Origin of the sequence: Neisseria musculi (genome assembly GCF_014297595.2) — a bacterium.
In the GTDB taxonomy this organism is placed as follows: Bacteria; Pseudomonadota; Gammaproteobacteria; order Burkholderiales; family Neisseriaceae; genus Neisseria; species Neisseria musculi.
Genome location: NZ_CP060414.2, coordinates 1,286,593 through 1,308,963 on the forward strand (window position 1 = coordinate 1,286,593; position 22,371 = coordinate 1,308,963).

Consider the following 22,371-nt stretch of genomic DNA (forward strand, 5'->3'; position numbering starts at 1 on the left):
TACGCTGTTCCATCGGACTGCAAACCGACTTTCGCCAACGCACGCAGGCAAACGGGGCGCCGCCCCAGTTTCAGACGGCCTTTATCACGGCTGCTTCAGCTCTAAAGTTTCCGGCAGCCACTGCGCCTCGAAAAACTGCAAAATCTGCTTTGCGGCGGGGTCGGCCTCAAGCAGTTGCTGCGCCTGCCGGCGGCCTTCGATTTGCAGGCGGGCGCGCTGCATTTCAGGCGTTTCCCAGCCCGCATCACCGCGCCAGGCTTCGGTTTGCAGCTTCAAGGTCAAACCGTAGGCTGCGGCCAGCGTGTTTTGGATTTTGTCCAACCGTTCTTTGTTGGTGGTGGCGCGGGCTTCGTGGCTGAGGGCGAACACCAGCAGGCCGCTTTCGGCATCATAGCGGGTAAGGGCGGCGTTTTGGGCGATCATTTGCGCGGCACCGAGTTTGACGGCCAGATGCTTGGCGATTTGCGGCCAGTTTTCGGGCGTCAGATCGGGAAGCGGGGCAAGAGCGGCTTCGTTTTGCGCATCGCGGTTTTCAAGTGTTGCGCTGCCTTCTCTCTCCGCAGCTTCTTCGGCTTGTTTGGTTTCTGCGCCGAATTTGGTTTCTGCGCCGAATATATCGTCTATGGGCAAATCGGCAGGCGGCAGGTGATGTCCGCCGTCTTCGGGAAAATACGGCAGTTCGTCAGGATAGTCTGCGCCGTTATCGTCAAAACGGTGTTCCAAACCGCTTTCTGCGGCAGAGGCCGTCTGAAAAACGTTGGCCGCACCAACGGCTTCTGCTTCTTCGGTAACAGCGGGGGCAGTTGCGGTTTTGCATTCCGGTTGCGGTAATGCTTCGGCCTGTGCAGAAGCTGCCGGCTGCTGTCCGGCTGCCGGCGGTAAGGTATCTTGGGATGGGGACGATATATCGGCAGCGGACATTGCTAAACCGTGTGCGGCCGTCTGAACGGCGGCGGTAACGGTTGCGGGCGGTTTGGACAATCCGGAGGATTCTGCCGTTTCGGTTTGCGCCACTATGGTTTCCTGCCACGGCGGGGTGTCGTCTGCGGGATTGCCGCTGCTGTTTTCAGGCGGATTGCCGGCAGGCGGTGCGGCCGTCTGAACAGTGTTGGAAACGGTATCGGCGGCGGCATTGGAAACTGGGGTTTCAGACGGCCTCTCCGGCGGAATCAGGGGCTTTTTTGCGGCAGGCTCTGCATGTGCGGGATTGCGCAGCTGCGTGCCTTCGATGATGCTGTCGGCACCGTGGGCTCGGGCGGCCATCGGGGCGAAGGCGAGCATACGCAACAGCGTCATCACAAAGCCTGCGTATTCATCGGGTGCAAGGCTTAAATCGTGTTTGCCGTGAATGGCGCATTGGTAATAAAGCTGAATCTGTTCGCCGCTGAGTTGTTGCGACAGGTGCAGCAGGGTTTTGCACTCGGGGTCTTCGGCAACGGCGGCGGGCACGGTTTGCACCAGTGCCAGCCGTTGCAGCAGCAGGGCCAGTTCGCTTAAGGCGTTGTCGAAACCGATGGCGCGCGCGGCCATTTCCTGCGCTTTCTGCAACAAGGCTCCGCCGTTTTGATTGACGATGCCTTGCAGCAATTCGTAAAGATAGCGTTTGTCTACCGCGCCTATCATTTGGCGCACATCGTGCTCGGTTACACTGCCTGATCCCATGGCAATCGCTTGGTCGAGCAGGCTCAGTGCATCACGCATCGAGCCGGCGGCTGCGCGCCCCAGCAGTTGCAGGGCGGCCGCTTCGTAAGCAATCTGCTCCACCGTGAGCACATGCGCCAAATGGTCGGCCACCTGCCGGGCGGTCATGTTGCGCAAAACGAATTGCAGGCAGCGGCTCAACACGGTAACCGGCACTTTGTGCGGATCGGTGGTGGCGAGGATGAACTTCACATGCTCGGGCGGCTCTTCCAGTGTTTTGAGCATGGCGTTGAACGCGCTTTTCGAGAGCATGTGCACTTCATCGATAATATAGACTTTGTATTTGCCGGCGGTGGGCGCGTATTGGGCGTTTTCGAGCACTTCGCGGATGTTGTCGATGCCGGTGTTGGAGGCGGCATCGATTTCCAGCAGATCGACATAGCGCCCCGCGTCAATCTGCGTGCAGCTTCGGCACACACCGCAAGGCTCGCCGTGACTGGGTGTTTCACAGTTGAGGCTTTTGGCAAGAATGCGGGCAATGGTGGTTTTGCCCACTCCGCGCGTGCCGGTGAGCAGGTAGGCGTGGTGCAGACGGCCTTCATCCAGCGCGTTGCGCAGAGCTTTGACAACATGCTCCTGCCCGACCAAATCGGCAAAAGTTTTAGGCCGCCACTTGCGGGCGAGAACTTGATAGGCCATAAATGATTGCTTTACAAACGATAATTTCCGCTCACGCCGTTGGCGATGTCGCGCACGGCGGTTACATACATACGGCTGTGGTTATATTGCCAAACGGTGTAGAAGTTGTTTAAACCGATATAGTATTCATACACGCCCGGGGCGGTTTCGAGACGGTAGAGTATGGCTTTTTCATTGTCGTCCACCACCTGCTGCGGCATCACGCCCAAGCGTTTCAAATCGCCCACGGTTCGGGTGGGCGCGGTTTTTTCATCGATGATGTTTTGCAGCTCCTGTGTGATGGTGAGCGTGGCCGGCACCACCATTTTGCCGCCGCTCTGCCAGCCGTGTGCTTTCAGATAGTTGGCCACCGATGCTGCCACATCACCAATATTGTTCCAAATATCGCGGCGGCCGTCTCCATCGTAATCAACCGCATATTTGCGGAAGCTCGAAGGCATAAACTGCGGCATTCCCATCGCGCCGGCATAGCTGCCTTTGAAGCCGAACACATCGCGCTTTTCTTCCCGGGCCATCAGCAGCAGCTCGTGCAGCTCCTGCTGGAAAAACTCCGCACGGCGGGGATAATCGAATGCCAGTGTGCTCAGCGAATCGGCCAGGCGGAAGCTGCCCATATTGGTGCCGTAATTGGTTTCGATGCCGATAATGGCGACAATGATTTCGGCAGGCACGCCGTAGCCTTTTGCTGCGGCATCTATGGTTTCACGGTGTTGGGTATAGAAACGCCTGCCTCCTGCGATTCTGGCTGCTCCTGCATTGGCCGCGCGGAATTCATACCACGGGCGTGATGTGCCGGGGCGGTTCATAATATTGATAATATTGCCTTTGTATTCCACATTGTTAAAAAAACTCTGCAATTCACCGGCCGAGAACCTGCCGCCTGCGGCTTCGTGGGCGATAAATTTCTGTACATTGGCATTGGCGTTGAAACCGCCCACTGCTACCGAGCCGGCAGCATGGTCAAACACCGGGCGTTTGCCGGCGGGCGGCACCGGCGTTTCCTGTGAGGTGCCGGCGCGGCCGTTTTGAATGTCGCTGCTGCACGAAGCTGCCAGCAATACGGCAAGTGCGCTCCACAATATTCTTTTCATGAATAGTCCGTTTTCAATATAGTTAGAATGCGGCGCATAGTGTATCAGACAAACCGGGTTTCCACACATTTATCAAGGCAGATTCAAATACGCATAAGCAAATGCGGTGCGGGCGGCCCGTGTATCGCAGCTTGTGCAGACACCGCAGCCGAACCGGGGTGTTTCAGCAATGCCGAAAACCTGTGTCGGAAGGGCAGCCCAAGGCGTGCCGCCGCCCCCACACTATAGGAGGCTGCCAAGCTGCCGGCTTGCCGTAAAAGCTACTGCGCCGCCCAAATAGCCGACAGCAAACCTGCGGACCCGGCAAACTGCATACCTGCCTCATGGGTTTGCTTTTACAATTTGCCTTTAGGATGTTACGCATTAGAGTGGATACAGAGTTTCAATACAGGCAACAGGCATTGTCTCTGCGAAAACAGCTTTGCAGGAAAGTAAGCAGATGATTTTTTCAGACGGCCTGCAGATCTCAATACAGCCAATGCAGTCTTCTGCAAAAAACTTTGTTTCAAAAGAATTTTCAAAATAAAAGCCAAGCCTCCGCCTTGTTTCCCGGGCCGTCTGAAACGTAAGTAGTCTGAAATTTGCAAAAACGTAAGGCGTAGACAACATTGGTTTTTTATACTTGCAACCGTTATCCCAAATCCGGCTTTACGGTGTCTGTAACAGGCTGTACTGTATTTCCGGGGTTGTTATTAGATGTTTAAACTGCCACAGCCATATCGACCAATAGTTTTTGCAAACAGCCAATACCCGCTTAGGCGGAATAACGGGGGAAATTACTGATTTTTGCTTGATTAAAGAACAAGCGTTTGTATCGCCGCTGTCTATATAGAATATGATGTTGGTAGGTTCTGAGGGAGAAGATGAAAGATGAAACCCATTCGGCCGTTTCTTCGATTTATAGCGATAGCCGTGTGAAAATCTGTTTCATCACAACAAGCCTGATGTTGCAATGGTAAACAGCACATAACCAAAAAAGCTGAAATCCTATTTGCCGTTTGACAGGGAAAAACCGGTTTGTTCTCTAGTGTTATAAACAAACAGCATGAGTAGAACGGTATTATTCTGACGGGTAATTTAGCGTCCAGCCAGCGGATGGGAATTTCGCCAACAATACAACGTCGGATGCGGTCCCGTCATATTTCTCGGATAAGCGTTGTAAAGTTACCGATTGAAAGATAAAAAGAAGATAGATATGGTGCCTGGATGAAAACTTCGTAGGGCTCAAAATTCAATTGTTCGTTACGATTTCAAAGCGGTCGATTTTCGACTGCTGCTGATAGTGATAGCACAATACATAGTGAGTAACGTTTTATAGGACAAGACACTATCTTTAGCCATATTCTGTATCATGTTTTCGGTAGTCTATCTGCGAGCAGTACACCTCTTTCTAAGACGCAGTAGAAGCCGTAGAATCAGACCAACCCTATTCCAATGCAAAGCGCATCCGAGGTAAACGCGGGTGCAAAGCGAGTTCTAAAACCATCGTTTCCGACATCCTCAAACGAGGCGGAAAGGTTTTGTACCGAAGTTGTTCCCAATACTTCCAAAGCAACGCTGCAAAAGGTTATCGGAGGCCGTATCACAGTCGAGAGCATGACCAATACCGATGGCCAGCGGAGCGCCGAAATGGGTTTTGCAAAGCATTTCAGCGTGCATCACGGCGACAATGGGTTTGCCCGAGGTATGCAACATATCAACGGTATCGAATTCTTTTGGCGCTATACCAAACATCGCTTGGCACGATTTAACGGGGTGCCGGAGCATAACCTTTGGGGCTGTCCTAGATAACTAGAACAAATCCTGCTTTACTAATTGTTTTAAAATAGAAATTTGAAATTTTATCTCACTGTTGTTAAAACGCCATTCACACTCTTTCAAATACAGTTCAAAATGCTCTTTGGGAATGCCGTTAAACTTGCGTAAATGGCGTTTTGCTTGGTTCCAAAAGTTCTCAATTCCGTTAATGTGATTTTGTCGCTCAGCAAAATGTGTGCTGTGATTGATCCGAAAATGTGAAAATTCGCTCACATCAAGAACGTCATAACTTTTGTAACAATCGGTATAAACAATGCTATCAGGCTTCACTTGCTCGCGGATAATTGGCAATAAAGTCGCAGTTTGTGTATTGGGTACGGCAACGGTGTAAACCTTACCATTACGCTTCAAAAGCCCGAATACAGCCACTTTGCCAGCCGCACCGCGACCACGTTTGCCTTTGCGTTGTCCGCCAAAATAACTTTCATCAACTTCTACTTCACCATCAAGCATTTCCAGATGCGGGCTGTTGTGATAGATAAGTAAGCGCAAACCGTGGAAGTAATAGGCAGCGGTATTTTTATTGACGCTAACTAATTGCGCCGCTGTGCGAGCGGTAACACCTGCAACAAATAGTTCAATCAGTTTGTTTTGCTTGTACTGACTTAAACGACTTTTTCTCATAGGGATTATTCTAACCTGAAGTTAAATTTCCCTAGTTATCTAGTACAGCCCCGAATATTTTGTATTGGAAGCAACCGCATGTTCTGCTGCAGATATCCCGGGTATCCAGCCCGATACGGGCGTTCTCTCTTTTTCCGCCACCGCAGGATTAATTACGGCAAAACCATATCGGCAGCATTGGAAATTTTTGGAATCAGGCGAAACGTGTCTTGCGCAAATATAACGGAATTAGCTGGGAATTTTTCCCGCACTTTTTCTGAAAGAATGTGGGTTTCGTTTTAATTTCAGGACACCAAAGCAGTTAAAAACCTGCGGCTTTGGTGGTATTTAGGGCTGATCTACTTTAACCTCTAAATATTTAATGATATTTTAAATGGCTCTAGACTAGCAGAATAGCTCTGTTAGCCTAGAAAAATGAAATATAACACCAAGTTAAGTGACTACAGCTCAAAAAATTATCAAGCATTTTTGTGTCGGTATAGAAGCCTCAAAACCGCTTTGCCGACAGGCTTCAACCGCAATACCATCAACCACCGGTATCGCATGTTCAGGCACGAAATATACCGCTGCCAAAGCGGGCAAAAAGACCTGTTATACGGCAGCATAGAGGTTGATGAAAGCTATTTGTAGCGCGGTTTCCATGGCAAGTCAAAGCGTGGCAGAGGAACGCTTAAACAACCCGTCTTTGGTATTTTCGAAAGAGACGGCAGGGTTTATACCGAAATCGTTTCTGATTGTAAAAAGCAAACACTTCAAACTGTTATATTGGGAAAGGTCTCTCTGGAGGGTGTTGTTTATTCTGATAGCCGGCGCGGTTACAGCGGCCTGGTCGATGCGGGCTACTCTAAACATTTGCGCGTTAATTACGGACAAAATGAGTTTGCAGATGGTACCGGGCACATCAATGGTATTAAAGCTTCCGGAGTTTTACCAAACGAAGGCCCGCCAAATTCAATGGCGTAACCAAAAACTTTGATTTGCACCTGAGGGAATGCGAATGGCGATGGAACCGAAACTCTGATGAACTGAGTCACCAACTTTGGGGGCTTTTAAAGTAAATTTATATAAAGCTGCTAGTCTAGAGCCATGATTTTACATTAAATTCATCCTTCTTCGCGAATCATCTTTCAGACGGCCCCAACCGGTTGGTCAGGCCGTCTGAAAGGTTTTTAATATTCCACCGTCCAATCGATACTTTCTCCGCCCCGCATCGGCACTAATGAACCGCCGTTGCCGAACGGTATTTTGGAAACCACTTCACGGGGGTGTTTCACCAGGGTAATGGTGCGTGGGTTTTCGGGCAGGCCGTAGAAACGGGCGCCGTTTTTCGAGGCAAAGGCTTCGAGTTTGTCCAGCGCGCCGGCTTTTTCAAACACTTCGGCATACAGCTCGATGGCGGTGGCGGCGCTGAATATGCCCGCGCAGCCGCAGGCATTTTCTTTGGCGGATTGTGCGTGCGGCGCGGAATCGGTGCCTAAAAAGAATTTTTGTGATTTTTCTCCGGTTATGGCTTCAACCAAAGCTTTGCGGTGGCTTTCGCGCTTGAGCACGGGCAGGCAGTAATGGTGCGGGCGCACGCCGCCCACCAGTAAATCGTTGCGGTTGAGCAGCAAGTGCTGCGGGGTAACGCTGGCGGCTACATTGTCGCCGGCTTCCATCACCAAACGGGCGGCATCGGCGGTGGTGATGTGCTCAAACACAACTTTCAAGCCCGGCACTTTATCTAAAACGGGCTTCATCACGCGTTCGATAAATACGGCTTCACGGTCGAAGATATCGATTTCGGGGTCGGTAACTTCGCCGTGCACCAGAAACAGAATGTTCTGCGCGGCCATTTCCTCTAAAACGGGAAGCAGTTTGAATAAATCGGTTACGCCCGAATCGGAATTGGTGGTGGCACCCGCCGGGTAGAGTTTGAAAGCAACGATGCCGGCGGCCTTGGCTTCGCGCACGAGTTCGGGAGTGGATTTGTCGGTGAGATAGAGCGTCATCAACGGCTCGAAAGTGCTGCCGGCAGGCAATGCGCTCAAAATGCGCTGTTTGTAGGCCAATGCATCAGCCACACCGGCCACGGGGGGCTTCAGGTTGGGCATAATCACGGCGCGCCCCATTTGGCGGGCACTAAATGGCAATACGGTTTTGAGTGCTTCACCATCGCGCAGGTGCAGGTGCATATCATCGGGTTGGATAATGGTAAGGGTTTGCATAATTTTCCTTTGGCTGTATTCAACATTGAATTGCATTAAAGGCCGTCTGAAATGTTTCAGACGGCCTGATTGTTACAGATTCACAACCGGGCTGGTTTGCCGCGGCCTGCGGGCAAGGTGGAGCGCCGGCTGTGGGGGCACATATTCGAAAGGCGGTGTGTCGGCGGCCTGCAGAATTTCTCCGCCATTTTCCGAATCCGGTTGGGTGTCAACCAATTGGCGGAACGGAAACGGCGGAACGGTGGTGTTTTCCGAGCGGAACCGCGCCGCTGTTCCCGCCCTGCCCTGTTCGACCGGCGTGATAAAGGCGCGGCGGGCGGCAGCCTCACCGGCAACGGCGGTTTTGACGCTGCACGAAGCGGGTGCGGTGCCGAAGTAAAACACGGCCTGTACGTCTGATTCCATCATGCCCGCCGGCAGTTTTTGTACGGCTTCGGCGGTTAATGGCTGCAGGTTGTGCCGCTGCGCCCAAGCGGCGGGGCTGCCCGCACTACCGCTCTGATCGGCATAGGCTTGCGTGAAAAGCTGCATCGCGCCAATGGAATAAACGGCAGCCTGCTCCGGCGCAACGCTGTTCTGCCCGCAGGCAGACAATAAAACCGTCAACACAGGCAACGCGGGCCGGAAAACGCTCATTTCAGACGGCCTTATCTGTGTTTGAGCACCAGCCTGAACACGCCGCGGACTTCGGAAGATTCCAGCAGCACATGGCCGGTTTGGCGGCAGAAGGCGGCGAAATCATCGGGCGCAGCGGCATCGGTGGCAAGCACGACAAGCAAGTCTCCTGCCTGCATCTGCGCCAGTGTTTTTTTGGCACGCAGAATCGGCAGCGGGCATTTCAATCCGGTTACGTCTAAAGTTTGTGCGTTTATCATGGCATACTCGTTTTCAGCGGGAGCTTTATTATACGCCCTGCCGGAGTGTTTGCTTAAATCTCAAATCGGGGGTCAAGCCTAGCCACCCAGCCAGTTGCGCGGCTTTAAAAATTCGTTTAACCGCGCCTCCGGCGAACCTGCTTCGGGCGTGTAGGCATATTCGAAGCGCACCAGCGGCGGCATCGACATCAAAATGCTCTCCGTGCGCCCGCCGCTTTGCAGGCCGAACAGCGTGCCCCTGTCCCACACCAGATTAAATTCCACATAACGCCCGCGCCGGTAAAGCTGGAAGTTGCGCTCGCGCTCCCCATACGGCGTATGTTTGCGGCGCGCCACAATCGGTAGGTAGGCCTCGGTGTAGCCCCCGCCGACTGCGCGGATAAAATCCAAGCAAGTGTCGAAAGGCCAGCGGTTCACATCATCGAAAAACAGGCCGCCCACGCCGCGCGCTTCGCCCCGGTGCTTCAGATAAAAATATTCATCGCACCATTGTTTGTATTGCGGATAAACATCGCTGCCAAACGGCGCACACACGGCAGCCGCAGTTTGGTGCCAATGTAAAACGTCTTCTTCAAAAGGATAAAACGGCGTTAAATCGAAACCGCCGCCAAACCACCACACCGGCTCCCTGCCCTCGGGGTGGGCAATGAAAAAGCGCACATTGGCATGGCTGGTGGGTACATAAGGGTTTTTCGGATGAACCACCAGCGATACGCCCGCCGCCTCAAACGGCGCACCCGCCAGCTCCGGGCGGTGTGCAGTGGCCGAAGCGGGCATGGCGCTGCCTTCCACATGCGAAAAATTCACCCCCGCCTGCTCAAACACCGCGCCGTTTTTCAACACCCTGCTCTCACCCTTGCCGAGTCTGCCCTGCCAACAGTCTGAAACAAAACCCGCCCCGCCGTCTTCTTTTTCGAGCGCGGCGCAGATTTGGTTGTGCAGGGTTTGCAATAGGGGCAATACCGATTCTGTATGCATGATGCTTCCTTATCGTTTTTCAGACGGCCTATTATAACGGCGAAGCCCTGCGCACGACAAAGCAGGTAGGTTTCAGGCATTGTGCTTCCCAACGGCCAATCTTCGGTTTGCAAGCCTGAATCTGCCGGAAAGCAGCAAAAAACCGTTTCGGGCAGATTGCGCGTTATGCTGTAACCGCCTGTAATCCATCTTGACTACACCGCACTACAGCACGGTATAATTCGGGCGTTCCGCCGCAGCGTTTCAGACGGCCTGCATATTTTACCACCGCTGTTTCAACAAAAAGGACTGAAAAAAATGGGCATTAAGATTGCCATCAACGGCTACGGCCGCATCGGACGACAAGTATTGCGCGCAATCTATGATTACAAACTGGAAAAACAACTTGAAGTTGTGGCGGTCAATGCCAGCGGCAGCCTCGAAACCAATGCCCATCTCACCAAATTCGACACCGTTCACGGCCGCTTTGCCGCCGATGTTTCCCACGCTGAAAACCACCTGATTATCAACGGCCGCAAAATCCCTTTCTTTTCCACCCGCCACCCCGCCGAACTGCCGTGGGCGAGCTTAGGCGTGGATTTGGTGATGGAATGCACCGGCGCATTTACCAGCAAGGTTGCAGCCCAAGCCCATCTCGAATCGGGTGCAAAAAAAGTGCTGATTTCGGCACCTGCCGATGAAGATGTTGATGCCACTATCGTTTACGGCGTAAACCATAATGTGCTCACGCCCGAAATGACTGTGGTTTCCAACGCATCGTGCACCACCAACTGCCTGGCTCCCATTGCCAAAGCCCTGCACGAAGGCATCGGCATCAACAAAGGCCTGATGACCACCATCCACGCACTCACCAACGACCAAACCGTTACCGATGTGCGCCACAAAGACTTGCGCCGTGCCCGCAGCGGCGTGGAAAACATGATTCCCACCAAAACCGGTGCGGCCAGGGCAGTGGGCATGGTGCTGCCCGAATTGAAAGGCCGCTTGGACGGCCTTGCTATCCGCGTACCCACCGTGAACGTTTCTTTGGTGGATTTGAGTTTCGAAGCAGGCCGCGACACCTGTGCAGAAGAAATCAACAGCATTGTGAAAGCTGCTTCAGACGGCCCGATGAAAGGCGTGCTCGGCTACAACACCCTGCCGCTGGTTTCTATGGATTTCAACCACACCAGCCAAGCCAGCCATTTCGACAGCACGCTCACCAAAGTAACTGCGGGCAATATGGTGAAAGTGTTTTCATGGTATGACAACGAATGGGGGTTCAGCTGCCAGATGCTCAACACCGCCCGCGCGATGTTCGGCTTGGAAGTTGCGCCTTTTGAATGAGTATTCTCAGCCGTGATGTTAAAAACTGATTGAAAACCCTTGCAGCATTTTGGCAACCGTTAGATTAGTGCGGTAAGACTTCAACAGTTGGCGGGAACGCTGCAAGGGTTTTGTCAAAGCAAATGCTGATGTCTGATAATGCGGCAGTGATGAAATGCAAAACATCATAAGGTTCAAGCGTTATTAGCATCTTCCGATATCCTGCCTGCCCTGTATTCTTGTTCATTTCGGCGATTCAATAGGGAGCTCCAATCATTTGGCCAACTCAAGCAATGCTTTACTCTTTGTTTTTTTGCAGACAAACAAAAGCGTAGCCGCCCGGTCGGACATCTTTAGAAAATTTCCAATACAGGCGTTGGTAAAATCTGCTTAATTGACTATATCAACCCTCTAGGCCGTCTGAAAATACTCCGCAAAATATAGGGCGGTAATTTTAACCGCCCTATATTTACAGCGAAACAGCACAGACAAAACAAAGTTTGAAAAGCTGAAGAGAACCCCGTCTCTGGAGCCGGTTGGGTTACCGCTTTAACGGTTTGCCAAACTACTCTCTGTGGATCGGTTAAGGCCGAACCATGATTATCGTTTTGCGTTGTTTGGCTGTACACCGACACCGTTACCGGCTACTCCGACTTCACTTTCTGCGCCCCCCGGGTTTGCTTGATGGTGGCATTCAGATGGCCGATCAAAGCGGCGAAAGAAGCATTGCTTTGATTTTCAGCCAATGCCAGTTTGGCAGGCTTCAATTGTTCTGTGATATTTTCCGGCACCTTCACACTCTGCACTTCCACCAATACCGGCGCAGGCAGATTCGACAGTAACACATAAGCCGGCTTTCCGTTTTCGGGATGGGCCTTAATCAATTGTGCGTAGGCTTCCGGCGGCATAGACTGACGCGCCTGCTCTGCCGTCAGCTGCGAAACCGGCGACCATTTCAAATCGGCCGTTTTGCCTTTCTGCACATCTGCCAGTGCCTGTTTTGCTTCAACTTCCGCCAGGCGGGCGGCTTCGGCACGCAGATAGTCTGCTTCTACAAATTTTTTGGCTTCTTCAAACGGCTGGGTGTTTTGTGCGCGAACCTCTTTTGCACGCACCACCCACACCAAGCCTTCATTAACGGTAACCGGCTCGGAATTATGCTTTTTCTTCATTACGTCATCACTGAAAATGGCGTTAATGAGGTTATCGGGCATCCCGGCGGCCTTGCCGTTTTCTTTGGTGAGCCAATCGACAGGGGCTTGCAGCTTCAGGCCGGTTTTTTTGGCAACTTCTGCAAGGCTTCCGGGGTTGTTGAATGCTTCTTCGGCCAGTTTTTCTTTGGCTTCGTTAAAGGCCGCCACAGCTTTTTTCTGCTTCAACTCTGCTTCCAGGCGGGCTTTTTCCTGCTCGAATGCAGGTTTGTCCTGAATATTCAGAATGGTGATGATGTGGTAGCCGGCGGCCGTCTGAACCACTTCGCTGATTTCGCCTTTTTTCAAAGAAAATGCACGGTCTTCAAACTCTTTCAACAACCCCCCGTCTTGCGGAAGATAACCCAAATTACCGCCGTTGCCGGCAGATGCCTCATCACGGGAATATTGTTTGGCCAATGCGGCGAATTTAGACGGAGCGGCTTTAAGCTGCGCCCGCACTTTTTCGGCTTCTGCTTTGGCGGCCGCTTTCACATCATCGGGGGCATCTTGGGGCGCGGCAAACAGAATATGCGCGATTTCGCGCTTCGGTTTGGCAGCGGTGCTTTCCTGCTCGAACGCTTTTTTAAGCTCCTCTTCGCCCACGGTTTGCTGCTGGGCCACATCTTGAATATTCAGAGCCACATGTTCCACTTTAACCGCCTGCGGAATCACATAGTCTTTTTGATTGGCTTCATAATATTTTTTCAGCGCGGCATCATCTACTTTCACCTGCCGCGCAAACGCCTCGGGGCTGAACGACACCGACCGCACGGTACGCTCGGCCTGTGTGGCGGCAATCAACTGTTTTGCCTGGGCATCGCTGACCAGGTTGCCGTTATTCACAAGGCTGATCAGGTTATTGACCATAAATTCGTTACGGATTTCTTCAATCAGCGCATCTTCCGACATTTGACGCCGGTTCAGATATTGGTTGAACAGATTTTGGCTGAATTTGCCGTTTTGGTCGTGAAAGCCGGGTTCGTCCACAATAATCTGCTTGATTTGATCCTGCGAAACGGAGATGCCCATTTCGCGCGCGCCTTCGGTTAATAATGCGCGCTGCACCAAAGCATTAAACACCGCATCGCGCGATTCGTTACCGCCGGCGGCCTGCATATTCTGCAGGGCGGTGTTCAATTGGTGTTCGCTAACCTTTTGGCCGCCCACTTTAACAATATAATCGTATCCCGGTGCGGCCACGGTGCTGACGCCGAAGCCGACAAAAGTCAGCGCAATCAGGCCTAATAAAATTTTGGCGGGCGTTTTGTATTTTTCTACGGCTACAAACATAGTATCTAATCAAGGTAATAATGCAAAGGCGCATTGTAGCAGCGTTTGCAGACACTGTGCAGCTTGAGGACATTTCTATAGGTGCGACAGCCTGCCGGTGAAGTATCAGGCCGTCTGAAAAACAGTTTCACTTGTTTTCAGACGGCCTCAAGCAGAAAATGCCTTCTGCGCACAGCTGTCGAAAGTCGAAATATAAACCGGCTGCAACGGATGCGGCTGGAAAACTGCGGTACGGCAGATAAACCCGCCTCCTGCACAACCGGCAGAAAGCGCAAATCGCACAGGAAAATCAACCGTTACCGTTAGGGATAGGCAATATAGGCATAAGCCGAATGGTTGTGTATCGACTCGAAGTTTTCACTTTCGACCGTAAAGCCGCAGATGCGGTTGTCGGCAATTAAGCGGGTGGCAACATCGCGCACCATGTCTTCCACAAATTTCGGGTTTTCATAAGCCTGCTCGGTAACATATTTCTCATCAGGGCGTTTGAGCAGCCCGTAAAGCTGGCACGAAGCCTGCGATTCCACCAAATCAATGATTTCTTCTATGGCCACTTCGCGGCCGCAGGTAATGGTTACGGTAACGTGCGAGCGTTGGTTGTGCGCGCCGTATTGCGAAATTTCCTTCGAACACGGGCACAGGCTGGTTACCGGCACCAACACTTTGAGCGTTTGGCGGTATTCGCCTTTTTCGATTTCTCCGCTTAACGTTACATCGTAATCAAGCAATGATTCTATGCCTGACACAGGCGCGCTTTTTTTTCGGAAAAAGGGAAACGACACGCTGATTTTTCCCGAATGCGAATCCAAAAGTGCCACCATTTCTTCGGTAAGCATTTTTAAACGCCCGAAGTCCAACGCTTCGGTTTGACGCTCCATCAACGCAACAAAGCGCGACATATGGGTGCCTTTTTGGTCGGCCGGCAGAAACACCGTCATGCCCAAGCGGGCAACGGTAGCCTGCACCCCTTCTGCGGTACTGATGGCAATAGGGAAACGTAAGTCTTTGATGCCGACCTGGTTAATCGGCAAATTGCGCAAATCGCGGGTGGATTGCACGTCTGCAATAGTGTTCATGCGGGAGTGTCCTCAGAATCGGGGCTTGGAGAGCCTTTAATGTGTGTGCGCCGGCCTTAAATGCAAGGCCGTTTGAAATTTTATTTCAGACGGCCTCAGGCAGTTCTGCACTGCCGGCCTGCTTTTTTGATAAAACAACACAAAACGATACAGCCTTACCCCTGCCCCCGCTTCGCTGCCCGGTTTTGTGTGTGCCGTTTAATATAAGCAGCTGTTTAGCTTCAATATCGCTCTGCCTGAAGCCGCACGGGGCGGGCGGCTGCCCGGGCGGAAGTCTGAAACCCACAGGGCTGCAAATGCGAAATTATATCACTTAGGGTGGAGCCGGGCATTGATTGTTTCAATTTTCGGGATAGTGTTAAAATCCCGCTGTTTATTATATTTACCTAATATTTTAAAGGCATGCGCCATGAAATTTGCCACCGAAGTTATCCACAGCAGCTATGATCCCGATGAACATAACCGCGCCATCATGCCTCCGGTTTACCAAAACAGCATGTTCCGCATGAAAGAAATCGGCGAGCAGATTCCGTTTCGTTATGCCCGCGCAGGCAACCCCACCCGCAAAGTGCTGGAAGACACCCTAGCCGCGCTGGAACACGGAGCGGCGGGCTTTGCCTTCGGCAGCGGCATGGCAGGCATCGACTGCGTGTTCCGCACTTTTCTGCGCCCGGGCTGCACCATCATTGCGGTGGGCGACATCTATGGCGGCACTTATGATTTACTCACCGAGGTGTATGCCTCGTGGGGCGTAAATGTGGTGTTTGCCGATTTAACCGACCCTGCCAATCTCGATAAGGCGTTGGCCGCACATCAAAATGTGGCGATGGTATGGCTGGAAAGCCCGTCCAACCCGCTGCTGCGGCTGGTGGATATTGCAACGCTGGCGGCAAAAGCCAAAGCAGCCGGCGCGCTGGTGGGCATCGACAACACCTTCGCTACGCCTTATCTGCAAAACCCGCTCGATATGGGCTGCGATATTGTGTTTCACTCGGCCACCAAATATTTGTGCGGCCATTCGGACGTGCTGATGGGTGTTGTGGCAGTAAAAACCGAAGAATTGGCGCGCCCTATGCGCACCATGATGACGAACACCGGCGGTGTGGCCGGACCGATGGACTGCGCACTGGTGCTGCGCGGCATCAAAACGCTGGCTCTGCGTATGCAGCGGCATTGCGAAAACGCGCTGGAGATCGCCAAACGGCTGGAAACACACCCTGCGGTGGAAAAAGTGTTTTACCCCGGCCTGCCCTCGCACGAGCACCACGCCTTAGCCGGGCGGCAGATGAAAGATTTCGGCGGTGTGGTGAGCATCTGGCTGAAAAACGACAGCAAAGAAGCTGCCGACAGCGTAATTAAAAACCTGAACATGATTCAGATGGCCGCCAGCCTGGGCGGGGTGGAAAGCCTGATTAACCATTGCTATTCACAGTCGCACAGCGGTGTACCGCACGAAATCAAAACCGCTGCCGGCATCAAAACCGGCCTGCTGCGGTTTTCTATCGGCGTAGAGGATGTTGATGATATTTGGGCGGATATTGCCGCCGCGCTGGACACGGCCTTGCCCGGCCGCTGATTCGCCTGTTTGATGCAGACCATACCCTTACGGCCAAGCCGTTTTAACATCATTACGGCATGGGTTCCTTACACTGCCTGCAGCCTTATGCTTTTAGTGGGTTGGCGGCAGTCTCTTTATTTTCATCCCCCCATGCCCGGAACGGGCATTTCCCGTTTTCCACCAAACGCATATGAGGTTCCGCGGCCGAGGCGGCCGTGTTTTTTTAACACTCAAACTGAAACAATGGCGTAGGGAGAGGGCAGTTTAAGCGTTCGGCACACCGTCCGAAGAAACTGCGCCCTTTTGTGAATGGCCGCAACACGGCAAGGCAGCTTCATGGCTTTCCGGCATCCGTTGCCCGATGCTTCCGGTAAAGCGGTATCTCTTTCGCGATGCTGCACAGCCGTTTTTTCCCAAATCTTACCGTGTACACAACGCGGTTATGTTTAACCGCTCAGGCCGTCTGAAAAACATCCGCCCGTTATCAAACAACCGTATCCGCCCATACGCTTTCCACACACTCTTTCAACAGATTCAATATAGGATCTTCTTCAAACTCATCGAGATAAATAAAGTGAAGCGGCAAGTTTTGGCGGTATTCGTCAAGAATGTAAATGGGTTTGCCTGCCGCACACGCAGCTTCTGCTTTTTGGGCAGGTATCATCGCCAGCCCTGTGCCTTCGCAAACCAAATCGATGATGGTTTGCGGGTAATCGCAGATAATCTGCTGTTTGGGCGAGATTTTGTATTTGCGCCAAAACTGCTGCATATGTTTGCGGCTGCTCGACACCACCGACATTTCAATCCACGCATACTCTTCCAAACTTCCGGGCAGGCCTGCCTTGATGCGGCCGGCTTCGCCTGCGTGGCAGACCAGCGAATATTGGATATCGCCGAGAAACAGGCTGCGCAGGCTGCGGCGGGTAACGGGGCCGAGAAAGAAGCCGCCGTGCAGTTGTTTGTCCAACACCCGCTGCTCGATTTCGCCGCTCATGCCGTATTGGATATGCAGCATGATATCGGGGTCTTGCTTCAGGATGCTTTGTGTCAGAGCGGTGATTCTGTCGGGCGCAACGGGGTGGATAAGGCCGAGATCAGCATGGGTAACATAATGTTCTGAAAGGGTTTTGGCAAAGCAGTCGAGTTTGTGGTGGTGTTGCAGCAGGGCTTCGGCCTCCGGCAGGAACACTTCGCCTGCCGGGGTGAGTACCATGCCGTTGGTGGTGCGTTTGAACAGGGTAACGTCCAATCGCTTTTCGAGCGATTTAATCTGCGCTGAAACGGCCGGCTGCGACAAGTGCAAACGCTCGGCTGCCTGGGTCAGATTGCCGATGTGGGCAACTTCGATAAAGGTTTTAAGCTGGTTGTAATCCATATTTTTCTTCTGCGAAAGCCGGTAGGGTAACGGCCGACCCGCTGCGGGCGGCCGCCGCCCGGCCAATCAGATCTGCCCCGGGATACTGCACCGCAGCAGCATACCTTGATGATGGTGTTTCGGCATATCTTCAGGCCGTCTGAAAGATTTTCCCGAGCGGTGATTGCTTTAAAAATCAACTCCGTCCGGCGCATTATCAGCCGGACGGATTGATACTATCAGAAAATAATATTAGCCACGGCAATGTTTTTTCATTTTAATCCGTTTCGTTTACCGGTAAGCGTTCTGTAAAGGAGAAAGTAATGGATAAACAAACTGCACGGCAAGTGCTCTCACATCCGAAATTCAAACAGATGGCGCAACAAAAAGCGATGATAGGCTGGGGATTTTCGGCTGTTGTTTTTGTGATGTATGTGGCTTATATCTGGCTGATCGGTACTGCCCCCGAAATGTTCGGCAAACCCGTATCCGAGGGCGGCATCACCACTTGGGGCGTTTACGCCGGCATCTTCGTGATTGTGTTTTCATTTATCACCACCGGCATCTATGTCAGCATAGCCAACGGTAAATTTGAAGAAATGACCCAAGAAGTTGTGCGTGAAGTTCAGGGAGAAAAATAAACATGAATAAATTTTTAATCGGTATTCCGGCTCTGCTCGCTTCGGGCAGCGTTTGGGCAGACGCCTTAACCGGCGATGTGGAAAAACAGCCGCTGAATATTTCGGCGATTGTGATGTTTCTGATTTTCGTGGGCGCAACGCTGTTCATCACCAAGTGGGCGGCCAAGCAAAACAAATCCACCAAAGATTTCTACACCGCCGGCGGCGGCATTTCCGGCTTTCAAAACGGCCTGGCCATTGCAGGGGACTTTATGTCCGCCGCCTCGTTTCTGGGCATTTCGGCCATGGTGTACACCACCGGCTACGATGGCCTGATCTATTCCACCGGCTTCTTGGTGGGCTGGCCCATCGTTTTGTTTCTGATTGCCGAACGTTTGCGCAACCTCGGTAAATTCACTTTTTCAGACGTGGTGGCCTACCGCCTCAAACAAGGGCCCGTGCGCGTATTTGCCGCCAGCGGCTCCTTATTGGTGGTGATTCTCTACCTGATAGCCCAAGTTGTAGGCGCAGGCAAACTGATCCAACTGCTGTTCGGCATGAGCTACACTTCCGCCGTGGTTATTGTGGGCGCGCTGATGGTGGCTTATGTGTTGTTCGGCGGCATGCTGGCCACCACCTGGGTGCAGATTATCAAAGCCGTGATGCTGCTTTCGGGCGCTTCGTTTATGGCCTTTATGATTTTGAAAGCCTCGGGCTTCAGCTTGGAAAACATGTTTTTGAAAGCCACCGAAATCCACGAAAAAGGCGCTGCCATCATGTCGCCCGGCGGCTTGGTTTCCAATCCGATAGACGCACTCTCGCTGGGGTTGGCATTAATGTTCGGCACCGCCGGCCTGCCGCATATCCTGATGCGCTTCTTTACCGTGCCCGATGCCAAAGAAGCACGCAAATCAGTATTTGTGGCCACGGGCTTCATCGGCTATTTCTATCTTTTAACCTTCATCATCGGCTTCGGTGCGATTATCTTCGTTACCAAAGACAACCCCCAGTTCTTCACCACCATGATTAAAGAGGGCAAATCCGTTGTAGAAATGATAGGCGGCACCAATATGGCGGCGGTTCACTTGTCGGGCGCACTCGGCGGCAACCTCTTTTTGGGCTTTATTTCCGCCGTAGCGTTCGCCACCATTCTCGCAGTAGTGGCCGGCCTGACCCTTTCCGGCGCATCGGCCGTGAGCCATGACCTTTACGCTTCGGTTTTCCGCAAAGGCCAAGCCTCGCAAGAGCAGGAAATGCGCGTATCGCGTTTGGCTACCTTAGGCTTGGGCGTGATGGCCATCGTGTTGGGCATCGCCTTTGAAAACCAAAACGTTGCCTTTATGGTGGGCTTGGCATTCGCACTGGCGGCCTCGGCCAACTTCCCGATTCTCGCCCTGTCGATGTTCTGGAAAGGCCTGACTACGCGCGGCGCGGTTATCGGCGGCTTTCTCGGCCTGCTGGCGGCTTTTGTGCTGATTATCCTCGGCCCGACCGTGTGGGTGAAAGTGCTGCACCACAAAGAAGCCCTCTTCCCCTACAGCAACCCCGCCCTGTTTTCGATTCCGCTGGCCTTTGTTGCTGCCTGGTTTTTCTCGATTACCGACAAATCCAAACAGGCCGGGCTGGATAAAGCAGGCTTTGAAGCACAATATGTCCGCTCCATGACCGGCATCGGCGCGGCAGAAGCCAGCGACCACTAAACTCAAACCGCCGCAAAGCACAATAACAGGCCGTCTGAAAAGATTTTTCAGACGGCCTTTCGGTTTGCCGCCGATATTCAGTACAATGCCGTCTGAAACCCACCTGCAAGGACGCACCATGTATTTTGTCGACCGCACCGCCGTGGTGCTCAAACCCACCGCAAACTTTCTCGCCTGGCTCAAACAGACCGATGAAAATATGCCCGATTTAACGCTGGAGCAAATCCGCAGCAACTGCTCGGTGTTTCTCGTGCCGCAGTTTGACGAGCCGGAAGCGGTGGTTTCCTATTTTGACGAGCGTTACCAAACCATTTTCGAAGCCGAAATTTCCAGTTGGGACATTCCCCGCAGCCAATGGCCGGCCGATATGGGTCTGAAAGCCTTTTGGGAATATTTCGAAGTGGAAATTCACGACATGGTGTTCGATATGGAAGAAGCCGGGCTGAACATCACCCCCGTATTCGACAACATGATGTAAGATGCGACCTTTTCAGACGGCCTTCAAACCTTCGCCCGCCGGCAAAGCCCTAACGGTGTTTCTGCATCTTTGGGCGGCTTATCTCTGCCTCACCGCGTTTCACGGCACGGCACGCATCATCGGCCTGCTGTTGCTGGCTGCCGCTTTTTTCCGGGCGTGGCACAGCCAAAACCTGCGCCACGCCGATGCCGTACACAAAATCACCGTCAGCCCGCAAGGGAGGGCGGTGGTGTTTACCGGCCGGCCGCCAGCCGATTTTGAAGCCGTGTTGCGCCCGGGCAGCCTGGTTTCGCCTTACGCCATGTTTTTGAAATGGGATGTGGGCGGCCGCACAATATGGCAGTTTGTACTGCCCGATATGACGGAGCGCGAAAGCTTCCGCCGCCTGCTGGTTTGGGCACGCTGGGGGCAGCCTAAAGATTAACCTTTCCTTTCAAGACCGTCTGAAAACGCCGTTTCCGAAGGAAACAAGTTTCTGCGGAGCTAAAACGCCGTTTCCGAAGGAAACCGGTTTCTGCCAAACCAAACACTCCCTGTTTTCAGACGGCCCCACACACATTTATCTACTCAAAATGAAAACATTAAACGACTGGTTATCGCATCTCGAAACCGCCCACAGCGCGGGGCTGATTGATATGGGTTTGGCGCGCGCGGGCGAAGTGAAAAACACCATGCGGTTGGAGCCGCAATGCCCCGTGATTGTGGTAGCAGGCACCAACGGAAAAGGCTCGGTGTGCGCCTTTCTCACCCAGATTTACAAGCAGGCCGGCTTCAAAGTAGGCACGCTCACCAGCCCGCACCTGCTCCGATACAACGAGCGCATCTGCATCAGCGGCGAGCCTGTAAGCGATGAAGCGATTACAGCTGCGTTTGAGCGCATCGAAGCGGCGCGCGGCAGCGTTTCCCTCACTTATTTCGAATTCAACACGCTGGCCGCCGTTGATATTTTTATGCGCGAAAACGTTGATGTGATGGTGTTGGAAGTCGGCCTCGGCGGGCGATTGGACGCAGTAAACATTTTTGATGCCGACTGCGCCGTGGTAACCGGTGTCGATCTTGACCACCAATCGTTTCTGGGCGACACCGTTGAAGCGGCCGCCCACGAAAAAGCCGGCGTGTTCCGCAGCGGCAAACCCGCTGTCTGCGGCCAAAACCCTCCGCCCGAACCGCTGCGCCGCCACGCCGAAAATATCGGTGCCGACCTGCTTTTGGCCAAGCGCGATTTCGATTTCAGCCGTATGGAGCAGCAACAATGGTCGTTCCACTTCCATCCCACCGCCGCATCGGGGCTTTCAGACGGCCTCAAACGCAACCGCAACGCCCTGCCCATACCCGCCCTGCGCGGTGCCTACCAACTGGGCAACGCCGCTTGTGCGCTGGCCGTTATCGAATGCCTCAACCCGCGCCTGCCTGTCGATATCGGCTCCATCAAACGCGCTCTGCTGCTGGTTCACAACCCCGGCCGCTTCCAAGTGCTGCCCGGCCGCCCGCTCACCATTCTCGATGTCGCCCACAACCCGCACGCCGCCCGCGCCCTGCGCCAAAGCTTGATTGCCCTGCCTTTCGCCGAAAAACGCACCGCCGTGTTCAGCATTTTGGCCGACAAAGATTCAGACGGCGTGATCGACACCGTGAAAGACCAGTTTGACCAATGGTATATCGCCCCACTGCATCTGCCGCGCGGTATGTCTGCGGCAGAAATAAAACAGAAACTCAACCACCACGGCATAACCTCCGTGCAGAGCTTTGAAAATATTCAAACGGCCTATCAGGCAGCTTTGGCGCAGGCCGGGGAAAATGATAGAATCACGGTTTTTGGTTCTTTCCACACCGTTGCCGAGGCCATGGCTACTTTGTAACAAGG

17 protein-coding genes and 2 pseudogenes are annotated in these 22,371 nt (G+C 53.0%); 9 read left to right on the forward strand and 10 right to left on the reverse strand.

Going from position 1 to position 22,371, the window contains the following annotated elements:
• Positions 1-84: 84 nt before the first annotated feature.
• Together dnaX and mltB are read right to left on the reverse strand one after the other, a co-directional pair.
• Positions 85-2,340, reverse strand: coding sequence for a DNA polymerase III subunit gamma/tau (dnaX, locus tag H7A79_RS06870; protein WP_187001463.1), 2,256 nt, complete (start codon positions 2,338-2,340; stop codon positions 85-87).
• An 11-nt stretch (positions 2,341-2,351) separates the two neighbouring features.
• Positions 2,352-3,431, reverse strand: coding sequence for a lytic murein transglycosylase B (gene mltB, locus H7A79_RS06875; protein ID WP_135036885.1), 1,080 nt, complete (start codon positions 3,429-3,431; stop codon positions 2,352-2,354).
• A gap of 1,409 nt (positions 3,432-4,840) precedes the next feature.
• On the opposite strand from mltB, the pseudogene H7A79_RS06880 reads away from it, so the two are divergent.
• Positions 4,841-5,189, forward strand: a pseudogene (locus H7A79_RS06880) (transposase); the annotation flags it as partial.
• 33 nt (positions 5,190-5,222) lie between these two features.
• Here H7A79_RS06880 and H7A79_RS06885 read toward each other — a convergent pair.
• Positions 5,223-5,873, reverse strand: a complete 651-nt coding sequence (locus tag H7A79_RS06885; protein ID WP_187000931.1) for an IS1595 family transposase — start codon at positions 5,871-5,873, stop codon at positions 5,223-5,225.
• Between the two features lie 414 nt (positions 5,874-6,287).
• Between H7A79_RS06885 and H7A79_RS06890 the strand changes: the two are divergent.
• Positions 6,288-6,931: pseudogene (locus H7A79_RS06890) on the forward strand (IS1595 family transposase).
• 111 nt (positions 6,932-7,042) lie between these two features.
• On the opposite strand, the gene pyrC reads toward H7A79_RS06890, so the two are convergent.
• The 4 genes from pyrC to hemF form a co-directional block, all read right to left on the reverse strand.
• On the reverse strand, positions 7,043-8,080 hold the full coding sequence (gene pyrC, locus H7A79_RS06895) for a dihydroorotase (RefSeq protein ID WP_187001465.1): 1,038 nt from the start codon (positions 8,078-8,080) through the stop codon (positions 7,043-7,045).
• Positions 8,081-8,152: 72 nt separating this feature from the next.
• Positions 8,153-8,716 carry an NMCC_0638 family (lipo)protein gene (locus H7A79_RS06900; protein WP_187001466.1) on the reverse strand — a complete coding sequence of 188 codons (564 nt, stop codon included), beginning with the start codon at positions 8,714-8,716 and terminating at the stop codon, positions 8,153-8,155.
• A gap of 11 nt (positions 8,717-8,727) precedes the next feature.
• A complete protein-coding gene (locus H7A79_RS06905; protein WP_135034299.1) occupies positions 8,728-8,952 on the reverse strand; it encodes a sulfurtransferase TusA family protein in 225 nt (74 codons plus the stop codon).
• 81 nt (positions 8,953-9,033) lie between these two features.
• Positions 9,034-9,933 (reverse strand): oxygen-dependent coproporphyrinogen oxidase, encoded by a 900-nt coding sequence (hemF, locus tag H7A79_RS06910; RefSeq protein ID WP_187001467.1) that lies wholly within the window; start codon positions 9,931-9,933, stop codon positions 9,034-9,036.
• Between the two features lie 297 nt (positions 9,934-10,230).
• Between hemF and gap the strand changes: the two genes are divergently transcribed.
• Positions 10,231-11,259, forward strand: coding sequence for a type I glyceraldehyde-3-phosphate dehydrogenase (gene gap / locus H7A79_RS06915; RefSeq protein WP_187001468.1), 1,029 nt, complete (start codon positions 10,231-10,233; stop codon positions 11,257-11,259).
• 623 nt (positions 11,260-11,882) lie between these two features.
• Here the strand turns inward: gap and H7A79_RS06920 are convergent.
• Together H7A79_RS06920 and folE2 are read right to left on the reverse strand one after the other, a co-directional pair.
• Positions 11,883-13,721: a SurA N-terminal domain-containing protein gene (locus H7A79_RS06920; protein WP_187001469.1), complete on the reverse strand. Its 1,839-nt coding sequence runs from the start codon at positions 13,719-13,721 to the stop codon at positions 11,883-11,885.
• Positions 13,722-14,023: 302 nt separating this feature from the next.
• The gene (gene folE2, locus H7A79_RS06925; RefSeq protein WP_135034255.1) at positions 14,024-14,797 is read right to left on the reverse strand and encodes a GTP cyclohydrolase FolE2; all 774 of its coding nucleotides are present in this window, start codon (positions 14,795-14,797) and stop codon (positions 14,024-14,026) included.
• Positions 14,798-15,206: 409 nt separating this feature from the next.
• Here folE2 and H7A79_RS06930 point away from each other — a divergent pair, with 409 nt between their 5' ends.
• Positions 15,207-16,373 carry a trans-sulfuration enzyme family protein gene (locus H7A79_RS06930; RefSeq protein ID WP_135034256.1) on the forward strand — a complete coding sequence of 389 codons (1,167 nt, stop codon included), beginning with the start codon at positions 15,207-15,209 and terminating at the stop codon, positions 16,371-16,373.
• Between the two features lie 466 nt (positions 16,374-16,839).
• Here H7A79_RS06930 and H7A79_RS06935 read toward each other — a convergent pair whose 3' ends face one another.
• The gene (locus H7A79_RS06935; protein WP_187001470.1) at positions 16,840-17,730 is read right to left on the reverse strand and encodes a LysR family transcriptional regulator; all 891 of its coding nucleotides are present in this window, start codon (positions 17,728-17,730) and stop codon (positions 16,840-16,842) included.
• Between the two features lie 302 nt (positions 17,731-18,032).
• Between H7A79_RS06935 and H7A79_RS06940 the strand changes: the two genes are divergently transcribed.
• The 5 genes from H7A79_RS06940 (at position 18,033) to folC (ending at position 22,366) form a co-directional block, all read left to right on the forward strand.
• Positions 18,033-18,350: a DUF485 domain-containing protein gene (locus H7A79_RS06940; protein WP_135034258.1), complete on the forward strand. Its 318-nt coding sequence runs from the start codon at positions 18,033-18,035 to the stop codon at positions 18,348-18,350.
• A 2-nt stretch (positions 18,351-18,352) separates the two neighbouring features.
• A complete protein-coding gene (locus H7A79_RS06945; protein WP_187001471.1) occupies positions 18,353-20,029 on the forward strand; it encodes a cation acetate symporter in 1,677 nt (558 codons plus the stop codon).
• Between the two features lie 118 nt (positions 20,030-20,147).
• Positions 20,148-20,507 (forward strand): hypothetical protein, encoded by a 360-nt coding sequence (locus H7A79_RS06950; RefSeq protein WP_135034300.1) that lies wholly within the window; start codon positions 20,148-20,150, stop codon positions 20,505-20,507.
• Position 20,508: 1 nt separating this feature from the next.
• Positions 20,509-20,931, forward strand: coding sequence for a protein YgfX (locus tag H7A79_RS06955; RefSeq protein WP_187001472.1), 423 nt, complete (start codon positions 20,509-20,511; stop codon positions 20,929-20,931).
• A 148-nt stretch (positions 20,932-21,079) separates the two neighbouring features.
• Positions 21,080-22,366, forward strand: a complete 1,287-nt coding sequence (gene folC, locus H7A79_RS06960) for a bifunctional tetrahydrofolate synthase/dihydrofolate synthase (RefSeq protein ID WP_187001473.1) — start codon at positions 21,080-21,082, stop codon at positions 22,364-22,366.
• Positions 22,367-22,371 lie beyond the last annotated feature (5 nt).